The sequence below is a fragment of the Alteromonas aestuariivivens genome, from assembly GCF_003367475.1.
Taxonomy (GTDB): Bacteria; Pseudomonadota; Gammaproteobacteria; order Enterobacterales; family Alteromonadaceae; genus Alteromonas; species Alteromonas aestuariivivens.
The window spans coordinates 501665-521413 of the sequence record NZ_QRHA01000001.1 but is presented as its reverse complement, the minus strand read 5'-3'; the positions used below and the strand labels follow the sequence as shown (position 1 = coordinate 521413).

The following is a 19749-nucleotide window of genomic DNA, read 5'->3' as shown; positions in this document are numbered from 1 at the left end:
AAACTCTATTCGCATTAAACTTGAGGTTTTTTTAGTAATGTATCAAATGCCATCGGGATCCACCCGGACTGGGTCGACACTGCCTTCTGAACTGTCGTCTGCCAGCCAGCGACAAATTCTTACCGTAACCAAGCTGAACCGCCTGGCCAGAACCATTCTGGAAAGCGAGATCGGACTGGTGTGGCTGTCGGCAGAAATTTCCAATTTTGTCTGTGCCGCCTCCGGGCACTGGTATTTTACCCTCAAGGACCAGAAAGCCCAGGTTCGTGCAGCCATGTTCCGCAACACCAATCGCTTGATTCAGCAGCGTCCGAAAGAAGGCGACAAGGTTCTGGTGCGCGCTTCAGTAGGTTTGTACGAAGCCCGTGGCGACTACCAGCTGGTTGTGGAGCACATGGAAAGCGACGGTGAAGGACAGCTTAAACAGGCTTTCGAAGCGTTAAAAGCCCGTTTGTATGCAGAAGGCCTGTTCGATCAGGCCATCAAACGCCCGCTGCCACGAAGCATCAACAGGATTGGTATTGTTACCTCGGCATCAGGCGCGGCCCTGCACGATGCTCTGACAGTGCTGGCCCGTCGCAGCCCGGCTACAAATATCATTGTATACCCCTCCATGGTGCAGGGAGAGAGCGCAGCTCAGCAACTCATTCAGGCGCTTCATACCGCCAACCGTCGCCAGGAAGTGGATGTGATCCTGCTAACCCGGGGCGGTGGCTCACTGGAAGATTTGTGGTGTTTTAACGATGAGGCGCTGGCCAGAGCGATTCTGGCTTCCGAAATTCCGGTAGTCAGTGCAGTAGGCCATGAAGTCGACGTGACCATAGCGGATTTTGTCGCAGACCTGCGCGCCCCTACCCCCTCGGCCGGTGCAGAGCTACTCAGTCAGGACCAAAGCCACCAACGCAACCTGTTGGCCGATTGCCGAAAGAAACTGCTGCGAAGTTTTAAGACTCTGTTGCAAAGCCAGCAACACCGATTACAGATACTTTCCCAGCGTTTACGGACTGTTCACCCGGCAAACCGTATTCAGGCACAAAACCAGTCGCTCGATCGGTTACAAATCGCACTGTACCAGGCCATGAAATCGAGGTTAAGCCTTCATCAACGCCAATTCGAGCGTGCCACACAAAAACTTACATACCACAATCCACAACGTCAGCTGGTGATACAAAAGCAACGTCTGACAACGTTTGAACAGCGCTTGTCACGCCAAATTAAGGCACTACTGAATGAACGCAAGCAAAATCTGGCGGGTCAGGTTCACTTGCTGCAATCCGTCAGCCCGCTGTCAACGCTAACCCGCGGATACAGCATTACCTTTAAAGAACAGCAGCCGTTAACGCGTTCGGACCAGGTGAAGGTTGGAGATACCATTACCACACGATTAAAATCCGGACAAATAATAAGCGAAATCAAAGGCATAGAGGGCGATAACAAACCCTGACCATGACGCCCGAAAAGGGCTTTCCTGCACAAGTTTGTTTGCCTTTTATGTTTTCTAGTACTTTGAAAAATAACGGTTGTTTGGCATAGCCGAATCCGTCAAACTGTCTTAATGAATTCGCAGGGGCAGTTCGGTGAATAAACTACTAGCAGCAGTCATCCTCTGCCTGACCGGATGTCAGGCGCACACCGTGCTGCCTGGGTCCTCTGTCGGCGCTGTCGCCTCTGTCAGTGCCGGCCCAACTCCCGAAACGGCTATCGCGGTCTATTCAACCTACCTCAGTGAAGACGTCAGTAAAGCCTGTGCTGCCTTGCAGGAGCACAAAAGCCCCTGTGAAGAAGACGCAATTCAGCCCGACACTTTTTTGTCTGTGCTGATGCAGGAGGAACAATTTTCGCAGGTCGTGGCTTCAGGCACCGAACAAGACTATGAATTGCTGATCGCTAACCAGGCAGCCGTTGTCGATACCTCTGCCTGGTGGCAGCGCAGCGTCAAATTCATCACTGCCAGTACGACTCCCCTTCCAACTGAATTTCATCTGTTTACTGAAGTTACCCTGCAGTGGCGGGGCGTTGAAATTGACAGTCAGCTTATCCGCACGGTAGCTGACAGCGAATTTCGTCAGCATCAGCAACACCACGCACAGCAGATACTGGAGCTATGGCTGGACACAGCAGAGCAGAGGCACCTTTTCAGTGCTGAGTATCTTTACCGTTCGGTAAAGGCCAGTGACTACCTCACGCAAATGAGATTACCTGATCACATCGAAAATTTTACCCAATCAGATACCCAGCTATACCGGGATCCGTTCAAGGGCGTTATTAGCCGCTACGTGCACCCAGCTTATGAAAATGCGTTGCTGGACATTTCAGTGTCGCCCATTGTTGCGCCGCTGACTCAGGATACCCATAAAGTGTTGTGGGAGTCGCTTGAAAAAGAACACCGGGACGCGGAATTAATCGCCAGGGCCAGAGGGCTTGAATTGAAAGTGGACAGCCCAATTCAACCCACCGCGCTTAATATGAATTGCGCTGGCTGCGATGTGGGATTTATGTTGGCGCTGAGTGCACAGTCCGCGGATGAAGAACCGTTGTACGCCACCACCTATGTATTTCGCCAGCATGATAAAATCATCAAGCTGAGTGCGACTTTCCCGGCAACCGTCGCCGATGCACTGGTTGCCGAAGCTATGCCACAAATTCACGTACCAACGGAATCCCCTTTAATGTCGGGGCTACGTAAACTGCTGGAGAAACAATCCCTTCCTGGTGAGTCCTGAAAACCGGCCGTTACTATTTCTTTTTGCTGTGAAACGCCATCATGCGGCGGCGCTTGCGCTGTTGAGCCAGGGTGAGCTGATTCTTCTTGCCCTCAAACGGGTTACTGCCCTCACGGAATTCAATCTTGATGGGCGTGCCCATTACGTTCAATGCCTTACGGAAATAATTCATTAAATAACGTTTGTAGGCATTGGACAAATCGTCTACCTGATTACCGTGGATAACGATAACCGGCGGATTGTAGCCCCCGGCATGGGCATATTTCATTTTCACCCTGCGCCCTCTTACAAGAGGTGGTTGGTGATCGTCCTGGGCCATCTCCATAATTTGCGTCAGCAAGGAAGTATTCACCCTTCTCGTCGCACTGGAATAGGCTTCAACCACCGATTCAAACAGGTTGCCAACGCCGGTTCCATGCAACGCAGAGATAAAATGCAGACGGGCAAAATCGATAAACCCAAGGCGACGATCCAGTTCCCGCTTAAGCTCGTCCTTCACATCGGTACTCAGGCCATCCCATTTGTTCACCGCCAAAACCAGTGAACGGCCGGAGTTAATAATAAAGCCAAGCAGGCTCAGATCCTGGTCACTGATGCCTTCTCTGGCATCTATCACCAGCAACACCACATTAGCCTCTTCAATGGCCTGCAGGGTTTTCACAATCGAGAATTTTTCGACCGCTTCAGATACCTTCTTGCGCTTACGGACACCAGCGGTATCGATCAGAATGTATTCACGCTCATCGCGGGTGAGTGGAATGTAAACACTGTCCCGGGTCGTACCGGGCATGTCGTACACCACAACCCGTTCCTCGCCCAGAATACGATTGGTCAGGGTCGATTTACCTACATTCGGCTTACCCACAATGGCCAGCTTGATGGGCAGATTCTGCAACCGTTCCAATTGTTCTTCGGCATCCAGTTCCTGATGCCCCTGTTCAGGTTGGGCGAGCATATCGGGGAAGGCTTCGGACAATGGCGACAACGCTTTTTCCATCAGCTGGCTGACTCCTCTGCCGTGAGCCGCTGCTATCTGATGGATGTGGCCAAGGCCCAGCGAGTAAAATTCAGCACTTTCGCTGTCACCGTCAATGCCATCAACCTTGTTGGCAACCAGAAACACGGTTTTGTCCAAACGGCGAAGATGGTCTGCGATACCCTGATCGGCAGGCAGCAGACCGGCGCGGGCATCCACCAGAAACAACACTACATCGGCTTCATCGATGGCCAGCAGCGACTGCTGCGCCATCTCGGCATCAATGCCCGCTTCATCACCGGTTATACCGCCGGTATCGACAACAATAAACTGTTGCTGCTCAAAATTGGCCTGGCCGTATTTCCGGTCCCGGGTTAAGCCAGGATAATCCGCAACCAGAGCGTCACGGGAATTGGTCAGGCGATTGAATAAGGTCGATTTCCCCACATTGGGCCTTCCGACCAGGGCAACAACTGGCAACATGTAGCATGTCCTAAATGATAAGCGGATTTGCGGGCGGTGAGTCGCTCGCTAACTGAAACTTTGAAAAAGAAGTATAACTGCATTCCCGGTTGCCGTCAGCTTTGTCGGGCAACCGGGTGAGTAGCGGATTTATTCGGGCACAGTGATGCGTGCAACCACACCATCACGGGTAATGGCGACCACGTCATTACCCACTTTCAGGGGTGCCACATAGACAGATTCGTCTTCATCGTCACTGCCCAGTTCAAGCTGCGCAACAATTTCGCCGGTTTCCTGATCAAGCCAATGCAGATAACCCCAGTGATCTCCAACCACAATGTACTTTCCAACTGGCTCGGCGGCTGTAAGCGCACGTTTTTTCAAACTGCCCTGTGACCACAACTCTACGCCGTTTCGGCGATCCAGTGCATAGACGTTGGAATTATTGTCAACAACAAACAAGCTGTTGGTACCCAGAGCAATGTTGCGATATGAAGCGTATTCCCGCTTCCAGATCAGGCGTCCGCTTCGAAGTTCAACTGCGGCCAGAGAACCATCGTAAGACACAACATACACAATGCCACCGTAAACCAGTGGCGCGCTGTCAACGTCGACGATACGTTCAAGTTCAGTCGCGCCGGCAGGCTGGGTAATGGCGGTTTCCCAGGCCAGCAATCCATTTTCGGTAATATTGACCTGCAGCTTGCCTGAAGGTGTCCCCACCAAAACCCCACCATTGGCGGCTGAAGGGGCAGAAATACCCCGCAGTGTCAGTGGCGGAACGTCAGTTTCATGGCTCCATAACTGTTCGCCGGTATCAGCGTTGAGTCCAATAAGGACTCCAGCCCCGGTGTTAACCACTAAAATATTCTGATCGAGAACTGGTGCTGCCAGTACCTCTCCGGCAACCCTGGCTTCCCAGACCAACTCGCCATTTTCAGCACTGAGCGCCAGTACCAGACCATTTTCGGTACCCACAAACACAAGATTGTTGCCGGCGGATAACCCGGCCAGACGGGCTGAATCTCCACTATCCCAAAGGCGACTGATGAAATCCAGTGAGCCTGTGTCACGGAAAATCGCAAAATCCTGCTCCCACACGGTTTTACCGGATTCGGGATCCAGCGCAACCACCTCTCCGTGTCGATCCGCAACAAAAATCCTGTCGTAGGCAAACACCGGGCGCAAGCGCGAATAATAGTCATCAATGCCGTCACCGACACTGACATCCCAGCTCACACGTGGTTCAAATTTCGCTTCAATTGGCTTCAGCCGACGGATTTCAAGTTCTTCGTCGTCAGCAAACCAATCCGATACTGTGCTACAACCGGTTAATGAAACGGTGAGCAGCAGGCATAGTCCCAGGGCACGACTACTGCGCCCCTGGCTTTCACGGGATAATAGAGACAATGTGAAGACCTCTTTGATTAAGAACCGGATGTAACGGACAGGTTATCCAGTTTCATCTGCAATAAAGGGTTATTGGCCGCACTTTCCAGGGCACTGGAGTACGCCATTCTCGCATCGTCTACCTTGCCCTGACGGCTGTAGATGTCACCTTTCAGTTCACTTAGCTGAGCATCGAACGCACTGTCGCTGACACCTTCAATGGTAGCAAGTGCATCTTCCAAAGACCCTTGTTCAACCTGTACGCGGGCCAGACGGATACTGGCTAACGCCACAATGTGTGGGTCTTCGCTGCTTTCGACAACCGACTTCAGATGCGCAGACGCACCTTCAAGATCGCCATTGGTTACAGCTTGCTGAGCCGCTACCAGACCGGCGATGTGCCCATAACCATTGTCATTATTGTTGGCAATAAAGGCTGTCAGTTTGTCGCTGCCTTCCTGCTCAATAGACTCAACAGCCTGCTGATATGCCGCAGATGCCGCTTCCTGTGCTGCCATCTGGGATTCAGAATAAGCTCGCCAGCCCCACAGGCCACCCAGACCAACCACCGCACCAACGATGATTGCGGTGCCATGGTCTTTCCAAAATCGCTTTATCGCTTCAACTTGTTGTTCTTCTGTAGCGAACTGTTCCATTACTTTACCTCTAACACTGTACTTGCCGGGTGAAACGCCGAGCGTCTCACCTGTAAAATTAAACTGTTTATTCGCCGAGTAAACTTTCCAGATACCCAGATAACTGGCCCAATGCCATTGTTGCCTGCTCAGAGCCATCCCGCAGCGGCTTTATCACCACCTGCTGGTTCTGGCTTTCTTCATTGCCCAGCAACAACGCCACGCTGGCTCCGGTTTTGTCTGCTCGTTTGAGCTGCTTTTTCAGGTTACCACCACCGCAGTGCATCATAATCCGAACTTGCGGCAAACTGTCGCGCAATTCCTCGGCAACGCCCAAGGCATAGGACTGGGCTTCGTCACCCAGTATACACACATAAACGTCTGCACTGCTGCTATCCTGCTGATCGCCCTGTAAGGTCGTCAACAGCAGCACCAGCCTTTCCATACCCAGAGCAAAACCCACCGCAGGGGTCGCCTTGCCACCCAGTTGCTCAACCAGGCCGTCATAACGGCCTCCGGCACAGATCGTGCCCTGAGCGCCCAGGCTATCTGTCACCCACTCAAAAACGGTGCGGTTATAGTAATCCAGCCCCCGAACCAGGCGCGGATTGACTTCATATTCGATACCCGCTTGCGTCAATCGTTCACACAACTGGGAAAAATGTTGTCTGGATTCGTCGTCAAGATGATCAAGCAGCGACGGGGCATCAGCGATGGCTGCCTGAACCTGCGGATTCTTGCTGTCCAGCACACGCAATGGATTGGACTCCAGACGGCGCAGCGAGTCCTCATCCAGCTGGTCAGCCCGGGCCTTCAAAAAGGTCACCAGAGCATCCCGATACGCTTGCCGGGCTTCATTTGAACCTAACGAATTTATCTGCAGGCTCACCTTGTCGGCAATACCAAAGGCTTTCCAGAGCCGGGCACTTAACAGGATAACTTCCAGGTCAATATCCGGACCATCAAGACCATAGGCTTCAACACCAAACTGATGGAACTGGCGATAACGTCCCTTCTGCGGACGTTCGTGGCGAAACATGGGCCCAAGGTACCACAGGCGCTGCTGCTGATTGTAAAGCAAACCATGCTCGTTGCCTGCCCGCACACAACTGGCGGTACCTTCGGGGCGCAGGGTCAGGCTGTCACCGTTGCGATCCTCGAAGGTATACATTTCCTTTTCGACGATGTCTGTCACTTCACCGATGGAACGCTTGAACAGATCGGTGCTCTCAACGATGGGGGTACGGATTTCCTGATAGCCATAATTGGCCACAACCTGCCTGAGAGTCGATTCAACACGCTGCCAGGTACCAGAGATTTCTGGCAGGGTGTCGTTCATTCCGCGAATAGCCTGAATTGTTTTAGCCACCTGAATTTCTCATGCTGCAAATAGAATAAAAGCCCGGCATTATAGGGGCTTTGCGAATAAACAACAATGCCGGGCAGCCCGGCATTGTTTTCAGTCTTTCACGGTTACCGGGATTTGCCTCGACTGCTCGAGCAAACCGGCTTTGGCCCGGATGCGTTTTTCCAGTTGTTCAACCAGGTCGTCGTTGGCAAGACGTTCTTTCTGACGTTTGCCATCCAGATAATAACCACTCATATTGCGCGCACCGGTGAGGCCCAAATCAGATACTTCCGCCTCACCCGGGCCATTGACCACACAACCAATAATCGAAACGTCCATTGGTGTGAGTACGTCTTCCAAACGCTGCTCCAGGGCATTGACTGTTGCGATTACATCAAATTCCTGACGCGAACAACTCGGGCAGGCGATGAAATTGATGCCTCGGGAGCGAATACGCAGGGATTTGAGAATATCGAAACCCACCTTAATTTCTTCCACCGGGTCGGCAGCCAGGGAAACCCGTAAGGTATCTCCAATTCCTTCTGACAACAGCATGCCCAGACCGATGGCGCTCTTTACCGCTCCCGCACGCTGACCACCGGCTTCGGTGATACCCAGATGCAACGGCTGATCTATTTTGTCGGCCAGCAAACGATAGGCACCTACGGCTAAAAATACGTCAGAGGCTTTTACGCTGACCTTGAACTGATCAAAATTCAGCTTGTCGAGAATGTCCACATGGCGCATGGCCGACTCAACCAGTGCCTCCGGAGTCGGCTCACCATATTTTTCCTGCAGATCACGCTCCAGCGAACCGCCATTCACACCAATGCGAATAGGCAGGCCTTTGTCCTTTGCACAATCAACTACTGCGCGGATACGTTCCATGTTGCCGATATTACCCGGGTTAATACGCAGGCAATCAACGCCATATTCAGCCACTTTAAGCGCGATGCGGTAATCGAAATGAATGTCGGCTATCAAAGGTACGTCAACCTGCTCGCGAATGGCTTTGAAGGCCTCGGCGGCGTCCATAGTGGGTACGGATACCCGCACAATTTCACCACCCACAGCAACGATACGGCGGATCTGTTCAACCGTGGCGGCAACATCAGTGGTTGGCGTGTTAGTCATGGACTGGACTGCAATCGGAGCACCGTCTCCAATCGCAACCTTACCCACGTAAATCCGGCTGGATTTACGTCGTTTTATCGGACTTTCTGCAAACATGTCTATTCCTGAATGGGCAAGCTGAATCGCGCTGTGCGACCTTTCTGAAACGAGGATATATCGACGGGCTCGCCATCGTAAACAATGGCAACATCATTAGGTGCACCAAGCGTCACATCAAACGGAGGCACCCCTCGAACCGTCATTATTCTTCCGGCCTGTTTAACACCATAGGCAATAGGCTCTCCGTTCGCGTCCTCAATATTTACCCAGCAATCTGCGCCAAAAGTAAATGTCACCTCAACATTGGGTAAATCAGCGCTCTGTACTTGCGTATTACTGGCCTGCGTAGGAGCGTCCGTTTGTGCCACTTCATTTTGCCCGGGCGCTATCGACGAATTTTCCTCCACAACTGGCTCATCCTCAAAACCCGACACTGGTGATGACGTTTGCGCAGCCTGACTCAATTCGGCCACAGGCGGCTCTTCAACCAATGTATCTTCAAACTCCGGGTTCAACGCCGGATCGGAACCGCTTTGAGGCAACGTCTGCTGAACTTCAGGTTCAACCGGGACGGAAGCCGATGGATTTGGAGTGACAAGGCTGGTTTCCCGGGGTTGACTCAATCCATCGTCCCGGGACTGCTGATACCACCAGAGTACCACCCCGGCGACCAATAAAAACAGGATCCCGTAGGTGACCATCATCCATCGGTCATCATGGGCCTGCTTGGCAACCCGCTTGGAAAAGCTCTGCAGCTTTGCCGGAGACTTGGGCGCATTGTGCAGGGTTTCAAATTCGTCCAGCAACAGCTTGTCATCAAGCCCTAACAATTTGGCATACAGGCGAATGTAACCTTTGGTAAAGGTTACGCTGGTTCTTTCATCGAGCCTGTCTGCCTCAATGTCAGCTATCTGGCTTACTTTTAAAAATAACTTTTCAGCCACAGCCTGCTGGCTTATACCACGCTGCTCTCGGGCAACTCTGAGCCGCGTACCCGGGCTGGGTGGCGGCGGGCTTTCCGCTTCATCTGTCTGTTTGTCTTCAAATTCCATGTCGATTACCTAATTATTCTGTTGTTCTTGCGGTACCAACCATAACTTCATCCCCACTTCGATATCGCTGGGGTCTTTCAGTTCGTTCCACTGCTGGAGGGTAGATATTTTCACGTTGTACTTTACTGAAATACGGTACAGATTTTCTTTAAGCTGGACAATATGGAACCGGGGGCGCTCAGCAATCTGCGGGCGATTCATATCCGGCAATACTGCTTCCCGCTCTTCCTCATTGGCCTCAGCAGGCACTGGCAAATCTGCAGTGTCTACAACCAGTTCCGCCGCTTCTTCAGGTTGGGGCTCGGCGTCTTCTGCAGTCGTTAACTCTGCCTGCTCTGGATCCTCACTTGCGGGCAGGACAGACACTGATTGTGCATCTGACGTCGTTGCTTCGACTGCATCATCGGTAGCAGAGTTCACTTCAGTTAACGCTTCCCCCTCAGCTTCACCCGCAATGCCAGAATCGACTGCTGGCTCGGCGGCCTGGCTATCCAATTCCGGATTGGCCTGCGCCAGTTCTGTAAACGGTTCTGGCTCCACTGACGCTCCAGGCTGTTCAGACTGAACCGATTCTGATACCTCACCCGTGCCACTGGCCGGTGTTAAGGCCTCGGGCGCTGCCTCGGGTTCAGCCGGTTCCTGCCCGGCCAGAATTAACGCTTCATCTGCAGCTGATTCTGCTGCCGGTTTAACCAGAGTTGCAGCCTCACTTGCCAGCTGGCTCGCCTGCTGGCTTACCTGCCGGCTGGGCACCTGGGTAACCACAGCCGACTTGGATTTTCTCACCGCTTTGGGTTCAGGCTGTGTACTCAGTGCTTCCCGATAGGCAGCCGCCTGAACGCTGGTTGGATACATCGTCGTCAGCATTTGCCCATAATTACGGGCCATCTCCCAGTTCCCCTGCCCCTGCGCAATCAAAATTGCCAGCCTCAGGCTGTCCGGAGATACCCTTCCTGCCCTTTCATAACGCTTCAGGGTCTGTGCTGCCAGTTCCCACTGTTCAGTGGTGGCGTATAGATCTGTCAGCAAATACAGGCTTTTGGCGCGCATTGGCTGGTGGTTAAGCGCACTTTTAAAATATTCAATGGCATCATCCAACTGCCCCTGGCCCTGGGCACACAATGCCATGTTCTCATAGGTTTCCGCCGAGTTGGCGTACTGCTGGTTATTGACTGCTTTGAGGAAATAGTTCTTGGCATCGGAATAGCGCCCCTGCTGGCACAGAAATGCGCCATAGCTGTTGGCGATATCCGGATTGGAAGGTTCCAGCTTTAGTGCATTCTGGTACGCTTCTTCCGCCCTTACGTGCTCGCCTACCAACTGATAATAGTAGGCCAGAGAATAATGAGAGTCGGCCATACGCGGGGCAAACTCAAGTGCTTTATCAAGATTTACCTTAGCCTGAGTATAGTTACCATTTTTAAGGTAGGTCAGCCCCAGAGAGATTCGGGTCCTGGCAGCTTCCTGCTGATCAAAACCATCGCTGGAAAAGCTGCCTGGCTGTGGCTGGCTAACGCACCCTGCTATCAATAAAGCACAAGCAATAATGCCTAATCGCATGAGACTCTTACCTCTTGGTCGTCATTTAGTTATTGTGCCATTTTTACCGATATTGCTTCACCCTTCATCTGTTTTTTCAACAGTCGTTTGGTTCTGTCAACAACATCGCCCACCAACTGACCGCATGCCGCGTCGATATCGTCACCGCGGGTTTTGCGAACCACTACGGTAAAACCATATTCCATCAGAACCTTGGCAAACCGGTCAATACGTGAATTGCTGGAGCACGTATAGGGTGACCCTGGATAGGGGTTAAACGGAATAAGGTTTATTTTACAAGGCGTATCCTTAAGGACTTTTGCCAGTTCATGAGCCTGATCGGTACTGTCATTGATGTGTGACAACATGACATATTCCACCGTTACCTTACCCTGGTTAGCGCGGGATTTGGCCAGATAGCGTCGCACCCCGGCGAGGAAAGTCTCGATGTTGTACTTTTTGTTAATAGGTACAATCTCATCACGCAGTTCATCGTTAGGTGCATGCAGTGAGATGGCCAGTGCCACATCAATCTGATCACCCAGCATATCAAGCGCAGGCACGACACCGGAAGTACTCAGGGTAACCCGGCGCTTTGAGAGGCCAAATCCGAAATCGTCGAGCATGATGTCCATAGCAGGAACGACATTTTTCAGGTTCAGCAATGGCTCTCCCATCCCCATCATCACGACATTGGTGATAGGTCGCTTGGAAGAATCCTTGGACAGGCCCAGAAAAGTTGCCACCCGCCACACCTGACCTATGATTTCACTGACACTGAGGTTGCGGTTGAAACCTTGCTGGGCAGTAGAACAAAAAGTGCATTCGAGTGCACAGCCCACCTGGGAAGACACACACAGAGTAGCGCGTTCAGTTTCCGGGATCCACACGGACTCCACTTCCTGGCCGCCTTCCAGGGCCAGGGCAAACTTGATGGTACCGTCACTGGCTTCCTGGTAATAGGCAATTTCCGGGGCCCTGATTTCACAACACTCAATAAGCTTGTTGCGCAAATCCTTGTTGATGTTTGTCATCTCGGCAAAGTCACTGACCCCATGCTGATAAATCCATTTCATAACCTGATCTGCACGAAAAGGTTTCTCGCCAATGTCCTTAAAGAACTCACGCAAGCCTTCGCGATTAAGATTTAACAGATTAGTTTTGGTCATATACCTTTGGCCTTGTTGACTGCTGTTCGGCTGCTGGTAAGTCACCGGCAGGACCTACAGCAAAAATAATGCGCCAAACCCCGGGGTTTGGACTGTGTTTTTCAATCGTTAACTGACTGACCTTCGTCAGCGAAAAAGTACCGCTGATGCGTGCTTACTGACAAGACAAAAAATCAGCAGCGGATTATAGCACAGCGCACTGGTCTGACAAACCGGCCACCTCTACTCTGGGTTTACGCGAAAATCCCAAAAAAAGACATCACGGGGCCCGTCAGCAGGTACAAAAAAAGGAGCGTTGTCGCTCCTTCTTTTCGAACCTGTGCGACTTAGCGTGTACGCGGGCAGATTTCTTCTTCAGAGAAGAAGTAAGCGATTTCGCGGGCAGCAGATTCTGGCGCATCAGAGCCGTGAACCGCGTTCTCGTCGATGGAAACCGCGTAGTCAGCACGCAATGTGCCTGCAGCCGCTTCTGCAGGGTTGGTAGCACCCATGATTTCACGGTTTTTCACTACTGCGTTTTCGCCTTCCAGCACCTGAACCATAACCGGACCGGAAGTCATGAAATCAACCAAAGCACCGAAAAAAGGACGCTCTTTGTGTTCAGCGTAGAATCCTTCAGCCTGTTCTTTGCTCATGTGCAGCATTTTGGATGCAACGATGCGCAGGCCAGCAGATTCAAAACGGTTGTAAATTGCACCGATAACGTTCTTAGCTACGGCATCAGGCTTGATAATAGAAAAAGTACGCTCAAGAGCCATTTTTCTGTCTCCATTTAGATAGTGTGAAAATTTTTGGCCGCGAATTATAGGCAATTCTTCACTGCTTGACCAGAGATTTGGCAGCTTCCCTGCACCTGCGCTGCCCGCCACTTTATCTTTCGCCATACAAACGTGGCAAGTGTTATTAAAACGGGTCGGATGAGCACGACTGTGCCGTCAATTAATCGAACGGCGTGCCAGTTCCTGGATTTTTGCCACAATGGCGCGCAAACCATTGCCGCGGGTGGGAGTAATGTGACGTTCCAAATCCAGTGCCTGGAAGTAGCCTTCAATGTCGAAGTCCAGAATCTGCTTTGGGGTTTTATTGTTATAGGCAGCCAGCACCAGTGCCAATAACCCTTGGACAATCACAGCGTCGCTGTCCACATCAAAGCTGACTAACCCGTTTTCAATTCGGGATACCAGCCAGACACTGCTCTGGCAGCCTTTTACCAGCCGGTCAGGTGTGCGCTCATTTTCGGCTAAACCCGGAATGGCTTTGCCCAAATCAATGATGTATTGATAGCGCTGTTCCCAGTCATCAAAAAACGCCAGATCGTCAACAATTTCTTCACTGCTCGGCAATTGCATGGAGATTCCTTTTCTTGACTAAAAAAACAACCCGGCTTCAAGCTGGGCTTCTTCGCTCATCCTGTCCCGTGACCACGGCGGATCAAACACCAGTTCAACCCGGACCATTTTCACGTTTGGCACCATGCCGACACGGTATTCCACATCGCCGACCAGCACCGGCCCCATGCCGCAGCCAGGAGCTGTCAGCGTCATATCGATGTTGACGGTGTGTGAGGGCTGGTCAACAGAGACTTTGTAAATCAGGCCCAATGAAACCAGATTGATGGGGATCTCCGGGTCGTAGATGGTTTCGAGCGCCTCCCAAACCTGCTTCTCATCTATCCCACCACCCTGTGGTGGGGTGAAATTCAGCGCCTGGGGCTTGCGGCCAATAGCATCGGCGTCAGTACCGTCGATGCGATACATATTGCCTCGCCATGTAACCGTATAATTGCCGCCCAAATCCTGAGTGATAGTGACAAACTCACCCTCCGGAATGGTTGTAACATTGCCAGCCGGAACCCGGCGTGCCGTACAGTCACGCTCTGTGACCACCATTTTCTGAGTCATTGGATTACTTTCAGCCGACGTTAAAACTTTCACCGCAGCCGCATTCGTCCACGACATTCGGATTGTGGTATTTGATCACACCGTTGACGCCTTCCATCACGTAATCAATCTCGGTGTTGCGCAGCAGATCAACAGCATCCTCTGCAACCGCGACCGTTAACGTCGGGCTCGCTGCAATGATCTCATCCCCCGCTTGTGGCGCATCGGCAAAATCCAGCACGTATGCATAACCGGTACAGCCGCTGAGCTTGGTGGAGAGGCGAATACACTTGCCAGGCTGGGAGGACAGTTTCTTTTCAAAATGCTTAATTGCACTGTCTGTAAGGGTGACGACAGACGTGCTCGGAACGAAGGTTTCAACAGTCATAATGCCTCCTGTTACGCCAACATCATTTTGGCTTTGCGAAGGGCGTCAAACAGACGGTCCACTTCTTCCAAGGTATTGTAGATAGAGAAGGATGCGCGGGCGGTGCCGGGTATCCCCAAACGTTTCATTAATGGTTGGGCACAATTATCGCCGGTGCGGATGGCCACGCCCTGACGGTCAAGAATAAAGCCCACATCGGCAGGATGGCTACCTTCCAGCAGGAAACTCATCACGCCAACTTTTTTCGCTGCAGTGCCGATCAGCCGGATACCGTCGAAACATTGCGCCTGCTCCATCGCAGACGCGAGCAGTGCCTGCTCATGGGATTGCACGTCTGCACTATTGAGCTGACCAAACCACTGCACCGCCACACCAAGGCCAATAGCACCGGCAATGTGGGGAGTGCCAGCTTCAAGGCGGTTCGGCAACTGCCCCCAGGTGGATGAAAGATATTCCACATCGGCAATCATCTCGCCGCCGGTCTGCCATACCGGCCACTCATCGAGCACCGCAAATTTGCCCCACAAAGCACCGATGCCGGTGGGAGCGAAAATCTTATGGCCGGAAAACGCGTAGAAGTCGCAACCAATTTCCTGCACATCCACGTCACCATGAGCGATGCCCTGGGCTCCGTCAACCAGTACCCAGGCGCCCACCGCCTTAGCTTTGGCGGTAAGTTGCCTGATGGGGTTAACCGTACCTAACGCATTGGAAACGTGAGGAAATGCCACCAGGCGGGTACGCGGGCTCAGCAGGCTGTCAAAGGCTGCCAGATCCAGTTCACCATTATCGTGAATGGGCACCACTTTCAGGAGGGCGCCGCTGCGTTTGCAGGCCTGCTGCCAGGTCACCAGATTAGCGTGGTGTTCCATCTCGGTCACCATCACCTCATCGCCAGTGCCCAGTTTCTGAACCAGGCCGTTCGCCACGATATTAATGCTTTCCGTGGTGCCGCTGGTCCAGATGACCTCTTCGCGGCGATTGGCGTTGATAAATTGCGCCACCCGGTCCCGGGCCAGTTCATAGCGACGGGTCGCCTCATCGGAAAGATGATGGGCGCCACGATGCACATTGGCATTGCAGTTGGTGTAAAAATCAACGAGTGCGTCGATCACCACCTGTGGCTTTTGCGTGGTGGCCGCGTTGTCCAGATAAACCAGCGGTTTACCGTCAACCTGCTGACTGAGAATTGGAAACTGCGCCCGCAGCGCCATCACGTCAAGGCTCATTTGACCTCCATCATCAGGAAGCGCTCACTGAGCTTGGGTAACAGCCATTCGCTGATGGCTTTGTTCGGGATCTGATTGACCAGTTCCTGAATGAATCCGAAATTCAGCATCACCAGCGCTTTGCTGCGGGAAATGCCTCGAGTCATCAGATAATACAGGGCTTTTTCTTCTATTTCGGCAACAGTAGCGCCGTGAGCGCACTTTACGTCGTCAGCGTAGATTTCCAGCTCAGGCTTGGTATTGATCAGAGCCCGACGGGACAACAGCAAATTTCGGTTGTTCAGTTCGGCCAGGGTTTTCTGCGCGTCGCGGTGAATGTGAATGCGGCCATTGAACACCGCCCGGGCACGATCACCCACTATCCCGCGGGCATTCTCTTCGGTGGTGCCGTTGGGCATGGCATGTTCAATCGTGGTGTGCAGATCAAACAACTCACCTTCTGCCAGCAGATAAATGGCATTGAGCTTAGCGTTGGCATGCTCTCCGGCGTGGATCACATCCACGTCCAGACGACTCAATTCGCTGCCGTAGCCAACCAGGGTGCTGTTGAGACTTGATGCATTGTGAAGCTTAAAATGGCAGCCACCGATGTGTCGCGCGCTGTCGCTGAACATTACCATACGGTAGTGTTCCAGATGAGCGTTGTCGGCAATGCAGTATTCGGCAAACAGAGTAGAAACGCTGCTTACGCTGCCTTCTCCCTGTTCCATTACTCTAACCGATGCACCCTCACCCACCCGCACCAGAATGCGGTTGTGGGTATCGGCGTCCTCATCAACCTGATTGATGATACGTATAACAGGTTCAATCTTTGCTCCGGCGGCAACATCCACATACACGCCCTGCTGACAGAGAGCGTCGTTCACCAGGCCAAACACATGATGCCCGGGCTTAATGCTGCCAAACAATTCTGCGATGGCTTGCTGCTGTAGAGCATTATCCGGTGCCAGGCTGGTTATAGTCAGCCCCTCAGGCAACGACAACGCAGCTAAATTGGTTACCAGTTCGCCGTTTACAAACACCAGTTCAATGGCATTCAGGCCAGTGATGGTCTCAACGCTGCTTACAGGTGTATTGCCTGCGGAAGGTGCCTGAAACTGGCGCTTTTCCAGTGACGATAGCGGCGTAAAACGCCAGGACTCGTTACGGCGCCCCGGCCAGCCGTTCTGCTGCAATTTTGCGATGGCCTGTTGTCTTACAGGTTCCAGGTAATCAGTGACCTGTCGGGCCTCATCAATGACCTGGCTCAGCCATTGACTCATGCGTCCACCTCTTCGTATTTTTTACCCAGAAATGCGTAACCGCTTTTCTCAACTTCCAGTGCCAGTGATGCGTCGCCACTTTTGACAATCTTGCCATCGGCGAGAATGTGCACGAAGTCGGGTTTGATGTAATCCAGCAGGCGCTGATAGTGGGTAACCACAATAAAGCTGCGCTTGCCGTCACGCTGACTGTTAACGCCATCGGCCACTACCTGCAATGCGTCTACGTCAAGGCCGGAATCCGATTCATCCAGAATGCACAGCGTCGGCTCTGCCAGAATCATCTGCATGATTTCGTTACGCTTCTTCTCACCACCGGAGAAACCTTCGTTGACACCACGCTTGAGAAAATCCAGCGGCAAATGAACCTGCTTACAGGCTTCTTTGGCCTTCTTGAGGAATTCCGCAGCAGTCAGTGGCTCCAGCCCGCGCTCTTCACGCATGGCATTAACCGACTCTTTCATGAATTCCATATTGCTTACGCCTGGAATTTCAACCGGATACTGAAACGCCAGAAACAGGCCTGCGCGGGCGCGCTCTTCCACTTCCATTTCCAGTAAGTCGCTTTCGTTAAAGGTAACGCTGCCTTCGGTAACTTCATAACCTTCGCGGCCGGACAGCACATAGCCCAGGGTGGATTTACCGGCACCGTTGGGGCCCATAATGGCGTGCACCTCGCCTGGGTTCACTTCCAGGTTCAGGCCTTTGATAATGTCTTTGTCTTCGACGCTGGCATGTAAATTTTGGATCTTAAGCATTGATTACCCCACTGAACCTTCAAGACTAATTTCGAGCAGCTTGCCAGCTTCGACGGCAAATTCCATTGGTAGCTCTTTGAATACTTCCTTACAGAAACCGTTGACGATCATCGACACGGCTTTTTCGGTATCCAGACCCCGTTGCTGACACAAGAACAACTGTTCGTCGCTCACCTTGGAGGTGGTGGCTTCGTGTTCAACAATGGCGGTTGGATTGCGGCTTTCGATGTACGGAAACGTGTGCGCGCCGCATTTATCCCCAATCAGCAGGGAATCGCACTCGGTAAAATTTCTCGCCCCGTCGGCTTTCGGCCCCATTTGCACCAGGCCCCGATAGGCATTGTTACTGTGCCCGGCAGAAATCCCTTTGGAGATGATGGTCGATTTGGTGTTTTTACCAATATGAATCATCTTGGTGCCAGTGTCGGCCTGCTGACGGCCACGGGTCAGGGCTACGGAATAAAACTCGCCCACACTGTTGTCGCCTTTAAGCACACAACTGGGGTATTTCCAGGTTACCGCGGAACCGGTTTCCACCTGGGTCCAGGAAATCTTGGCACTGGTGTGGCACACACCCCGTTTGGTTACAAAGTTGTAGATACCACCCTTGCCGTTTTCATCACCCGGGTACCAGTTCTGGACGGTAGAATATTTAATGCTGGCATTATCCATGGCCACCAGTTCCACCACCGCAGCGTGCAGCTGGTTTTCGTCTCGCTGTGGCGCAGTACAGCCTTCCAGGTAGCTGACGTAACTGCCTTCGTCGGCCACAATCAGAGTGCGCTCGAACTGACCGGTGTTCTGCTGGTTAATACGGAAATAGGTAGACAATTCCATCGGGCAACGAGTGCCTTTGGGAATATAGACAAATGAGCCGTCAGTAAATACGGCACTGTTCAGGGCAGCATAGAAATTATCCGCTCGTGGCACCACGGTTCCAAGATACTTTTTAACCAGTTCCGGGTACTTGTGCACGGCTTCAGAAATTGGGCAGAAGATTACGCCGGCCTCTTCAAGCTTGTCACGAAAGGTGGTCACAACGGAAACGGAATCAAACACTGCATCTACCGCTACACCTGCAAGCATTTCCTGCTCATGCAGAGGAATACCCAGTTTTTCATAGGTTCGGAGCAATTCAGGATCTACCTCATCCAGCGACTTGGGTTTGTCCTTCATACTTTTGGGCGCGGAATAATAGGATATGGCCTGAAAATCAATTTTCGGGTATTCAACGTGTGCCCACTCGGGCTCTTCCATTGTCAGCCAGGTACGAAAAGCCTTCAGGCGCCATTCCAGCATCCACTCCGGCTCATTCTTGATGGCCGAGATTCTGCGGATCACCGATTCGTCCAGGCCGCATTCGAAGGTTTCAGACTCAATTTCAGAGGTGAAACCGGCTTCGTATTTTCTCGATAGCGCCTGTTCGATCTGTTCACTCATGTTGGGATCTCACTCATTTGCCTGCTACGTCTGATGCAATTTATTGGGCTTCGACCAACACGGACTCGTGGTCGAATAATTGCCTGGTTGAGAGCCTTCGCCCCGACTTAACAGTCTTTGCCCCCAGGCAGCATCAGCGTTTTTAAATTGGTTAAATTGTATAATACCTGACTAATTCACTCAAGTATTAGCCCCTCCACCGCCGTAGCGATGAGGTTACCACCCTGTTCAGAGGTAATTTGCGGAGGAGTGCGAAAGGCCAGCCCAAAAAGCGCGCCGGATCATGCCCTAAAGTGGCCGATATTTCAACGCCAGTCCCCGTAAAG

Annotated in this window: 18 protein-coding genes; 2 read left to right on the top strand and 16 right to left on the bottom strand. The window is 52.3% G+C overall.

Annotation, left to right across the window (positions count from 1 at the left end):
• Positions 1-46: 46 nt before the first annotated feature.
• Together xseA and DXV75_RS02160 are read left to right on the top strand one after the other, a co-directional pair.
• A complete protein-coding gene (gene xseA / locus DXV75_RS02165; protein WP_115591751.1) occupies positions 47-1444 on the top strand; it encodes an exodeoxyribonuclease VII large subunit in 1398 nt (465 codons plus the stop codon).
• Positions 1445-1577: 133 nt separating this feature from the next.
• A complete protein-coding gene (locus DXV75_RS02160; protein ID WP_147291784.1) occupies positions 1578-2723 on the top strand; it encodes a hypothetical protein in 1146 nt (381 codons plus the stop codon).
• A gap of 13 nt (positions 2724-2736) precedes the next feature.
• Here DXV75_RS02160 and der read toward each other — a convergent pair whose 3' ends face one another.
• The 16 genes from der to sufB form a co-directional block, all read right to left on the bottom strand.
• Positions 2737-4182 carry a ribosome biogenesis GTPase Der gene (gene der / locus DXV75_RS02155; RefSeq protein ID WP_115591571.1) on the bottom strand — a complete coding sequence of 482 codons (1446 nt, stop codon included), beginning with the start codon at positions 4180-4182 and terminating at the stop codon, positions 2737-2739.
• Between the two features lie 129 nt (positions 4183-4311).
• Positions 4312-5571 carry an outer membrane protein assembly factor BamB gene (gene bamB / locus DXV75_RS02150; RefSeq protein ID WP_115591570.1) on the bottom strand — a complete coding sequence of 420 codons (1260 nt, stop codon included), beginning with the start codon at positions 5569-5571 and terminating at the stop codon, positions 4312-4314.
• A 17-nt stretch (positions 5572-5588) separates the two neighbouring features.
• Positions 5589-6206: a YfgM family protein gene (locus tag DXV75_RS02145; RefSeq protein WP_115591569.1), complete on the bottom strand. Its 618-nt coding sequence runs from the start codon at positions 6204-6206 to the stop codon at positions 5589-5591.
• Positions 6207-6273: 67 nt separating this feature from the next.
• A complete protein-coding gene (gene hisS / locus DXV75_RS02140) occupies positions 6274-7554 on the bottom strand; it encodes a histidine--tRNA ligase (protein ID WP_115591568.1) in 1281 nt (426 codons plus the stop codon).
• A gap of 90 nt (positions 7555-7644) precedes the next feature.
• Entirely contained in the window at positions 7645-8763 is a 1119-nt protein-coding gene (ispG, locus tag DXV75_RS02135) for a flavodoxin-dependent (E)-4-hydroxy-3-methylbut-2-enyl-diphosphate synthase (RefSeq protein WP_115591567.1), read from the bottom strand.
• Positions 8764-8765: 2 nt separating this feature from the next.
• The gene (locus DXV75_RS02130) at positions 8766-9758 is read right to left on the bottom strand and encodes a RodZ domain-containing protein (RefSeq protein ID WP_115591566.1); all 993 of its coding nucleotides are present in this window, start codon (positions 9756-9758) and stop codon (positions 8766-8768) included.
• Between the two features lie 9 nt (positions 9759-9767).
• Complete coding sequence (gene pilW / locus DXV75_RS17090) at positions 9768-11318, bottom strand: type IV pilus biogenesis/stability protein PilW (protein ID WP_181898324.1); 1551 nt, start codon at positions 11316-11318, stop codon at positions 9768-9770.
• 29 nt (positions 11319-11347) lie between these two features.
• Entirely contained in the window at positions 11348-12466 is a 1119-nt protein-coding gene (gene rlmN / locus DXV75_RS02120) for a dual-specificity RNA methyltransferase RlmN (protein WP_115591565.1), read from the bottom strand.
• A 326-nt stretch (positions 12467-12792) separates the two neighbouring features.
• On the bottom strand, positions 12793-13224 hold the full coding sequence (ndk, locus tag DXV75_RS02115; protein ID WP_115591749.1) for a nucleoside-diphosphate kinase: 432 nt from the start codon (positions 13222-13224) through the stop codon (positions 12793-12795).
• A 177-nt stretch (positions 13225-13401) separates the two neighbouring features.
• Complete coding sequence (locus tag DXV75_RS02110) at positions 13402-13815, bottom strand: SufE family protein (protein ID WP_115591564.1); 414 nt, start codon at positions 13813-13815, stop codon at positions 13402-13404.
• A gap of 18 nt (positions 13816-13833) precedes the next feature.
• Positions 13834-14367, bottom strand: coding sequence for a putative Fe-S cluster assembly protein SufT (gene sufT / locus DXV75_RS02105; protein ID WP_115591563.1), 534 nt, complete (start codon positions 14365-14367; stop codon positions 13834-13836).
• 10 nt (positions 14368-14377) lie between these two features.
• Complete coding sequence (locus tag DXV75_RS02100; RefSeq protein WP_115591562.1) at positions 14378-14734, bottom strand: HesB/IscA family protein; 357 nt, start codon at positions 14732-14734, stop codon at positions 14378-14380.
• 11 nt (positions 14735-14745) lie between these two features.
• Positions 14746-15963 (bottom strand): aminotransferase class V-fold PLP-dependent enzyme, encoded by a 1218-nt coding sequence (locus DXV75_RS02095; RefSeq protein WP_115591561.1) that lies wholly within the window; start codon positions 15961-15963, stop codon positions 14746-14748.
• Positions 15960-17225, bottom strand: a complete 1266-nt coding sequence (gene sufD / locus DXV75_RS02090; RefSeq protein WP_115591560.1) for a Fe-S cluster assembly protein SufD — start codon at positions 17223-17225, stop codon at positions 15960-15962. Before sufD ends, DXV75_RS02095 begins: the two co-directional genes overlap by 4 nt.
• Positions 17222-17983 carry a Fe-S cluster assembly ATPase SufC gene (gene sufC, locus DXV75_RS02085; RefSeq protein WP_115591559.1) on the bottom strand — a complete coding sequence of 254 codons (762 nt, stop codon included), beginning with the start codon at positions 17981-17983 and terminating at the stop codon, positions 17222-17224. The genes sufD and sufC overlap by 4 nt, the downstream gene beginning before the upstream one ends.
• Positions 17984-17986: 3 nt before the next feature.
• Positions 17987-19423 carry a Fe-S cluster assembly protein SufB gene (gene sufB / locus DXV75_RS02080; protein WP_115591558.1) on the bottom strand — a complete coding sequence of 479 codons (1437 nt, stop codon included), beginning with the start codon at positions 19421-19423 and terminating at the stop codon, positions 17987-17989.
• Positions 19424-19749 lie beyond the last annotated feature (326 nt).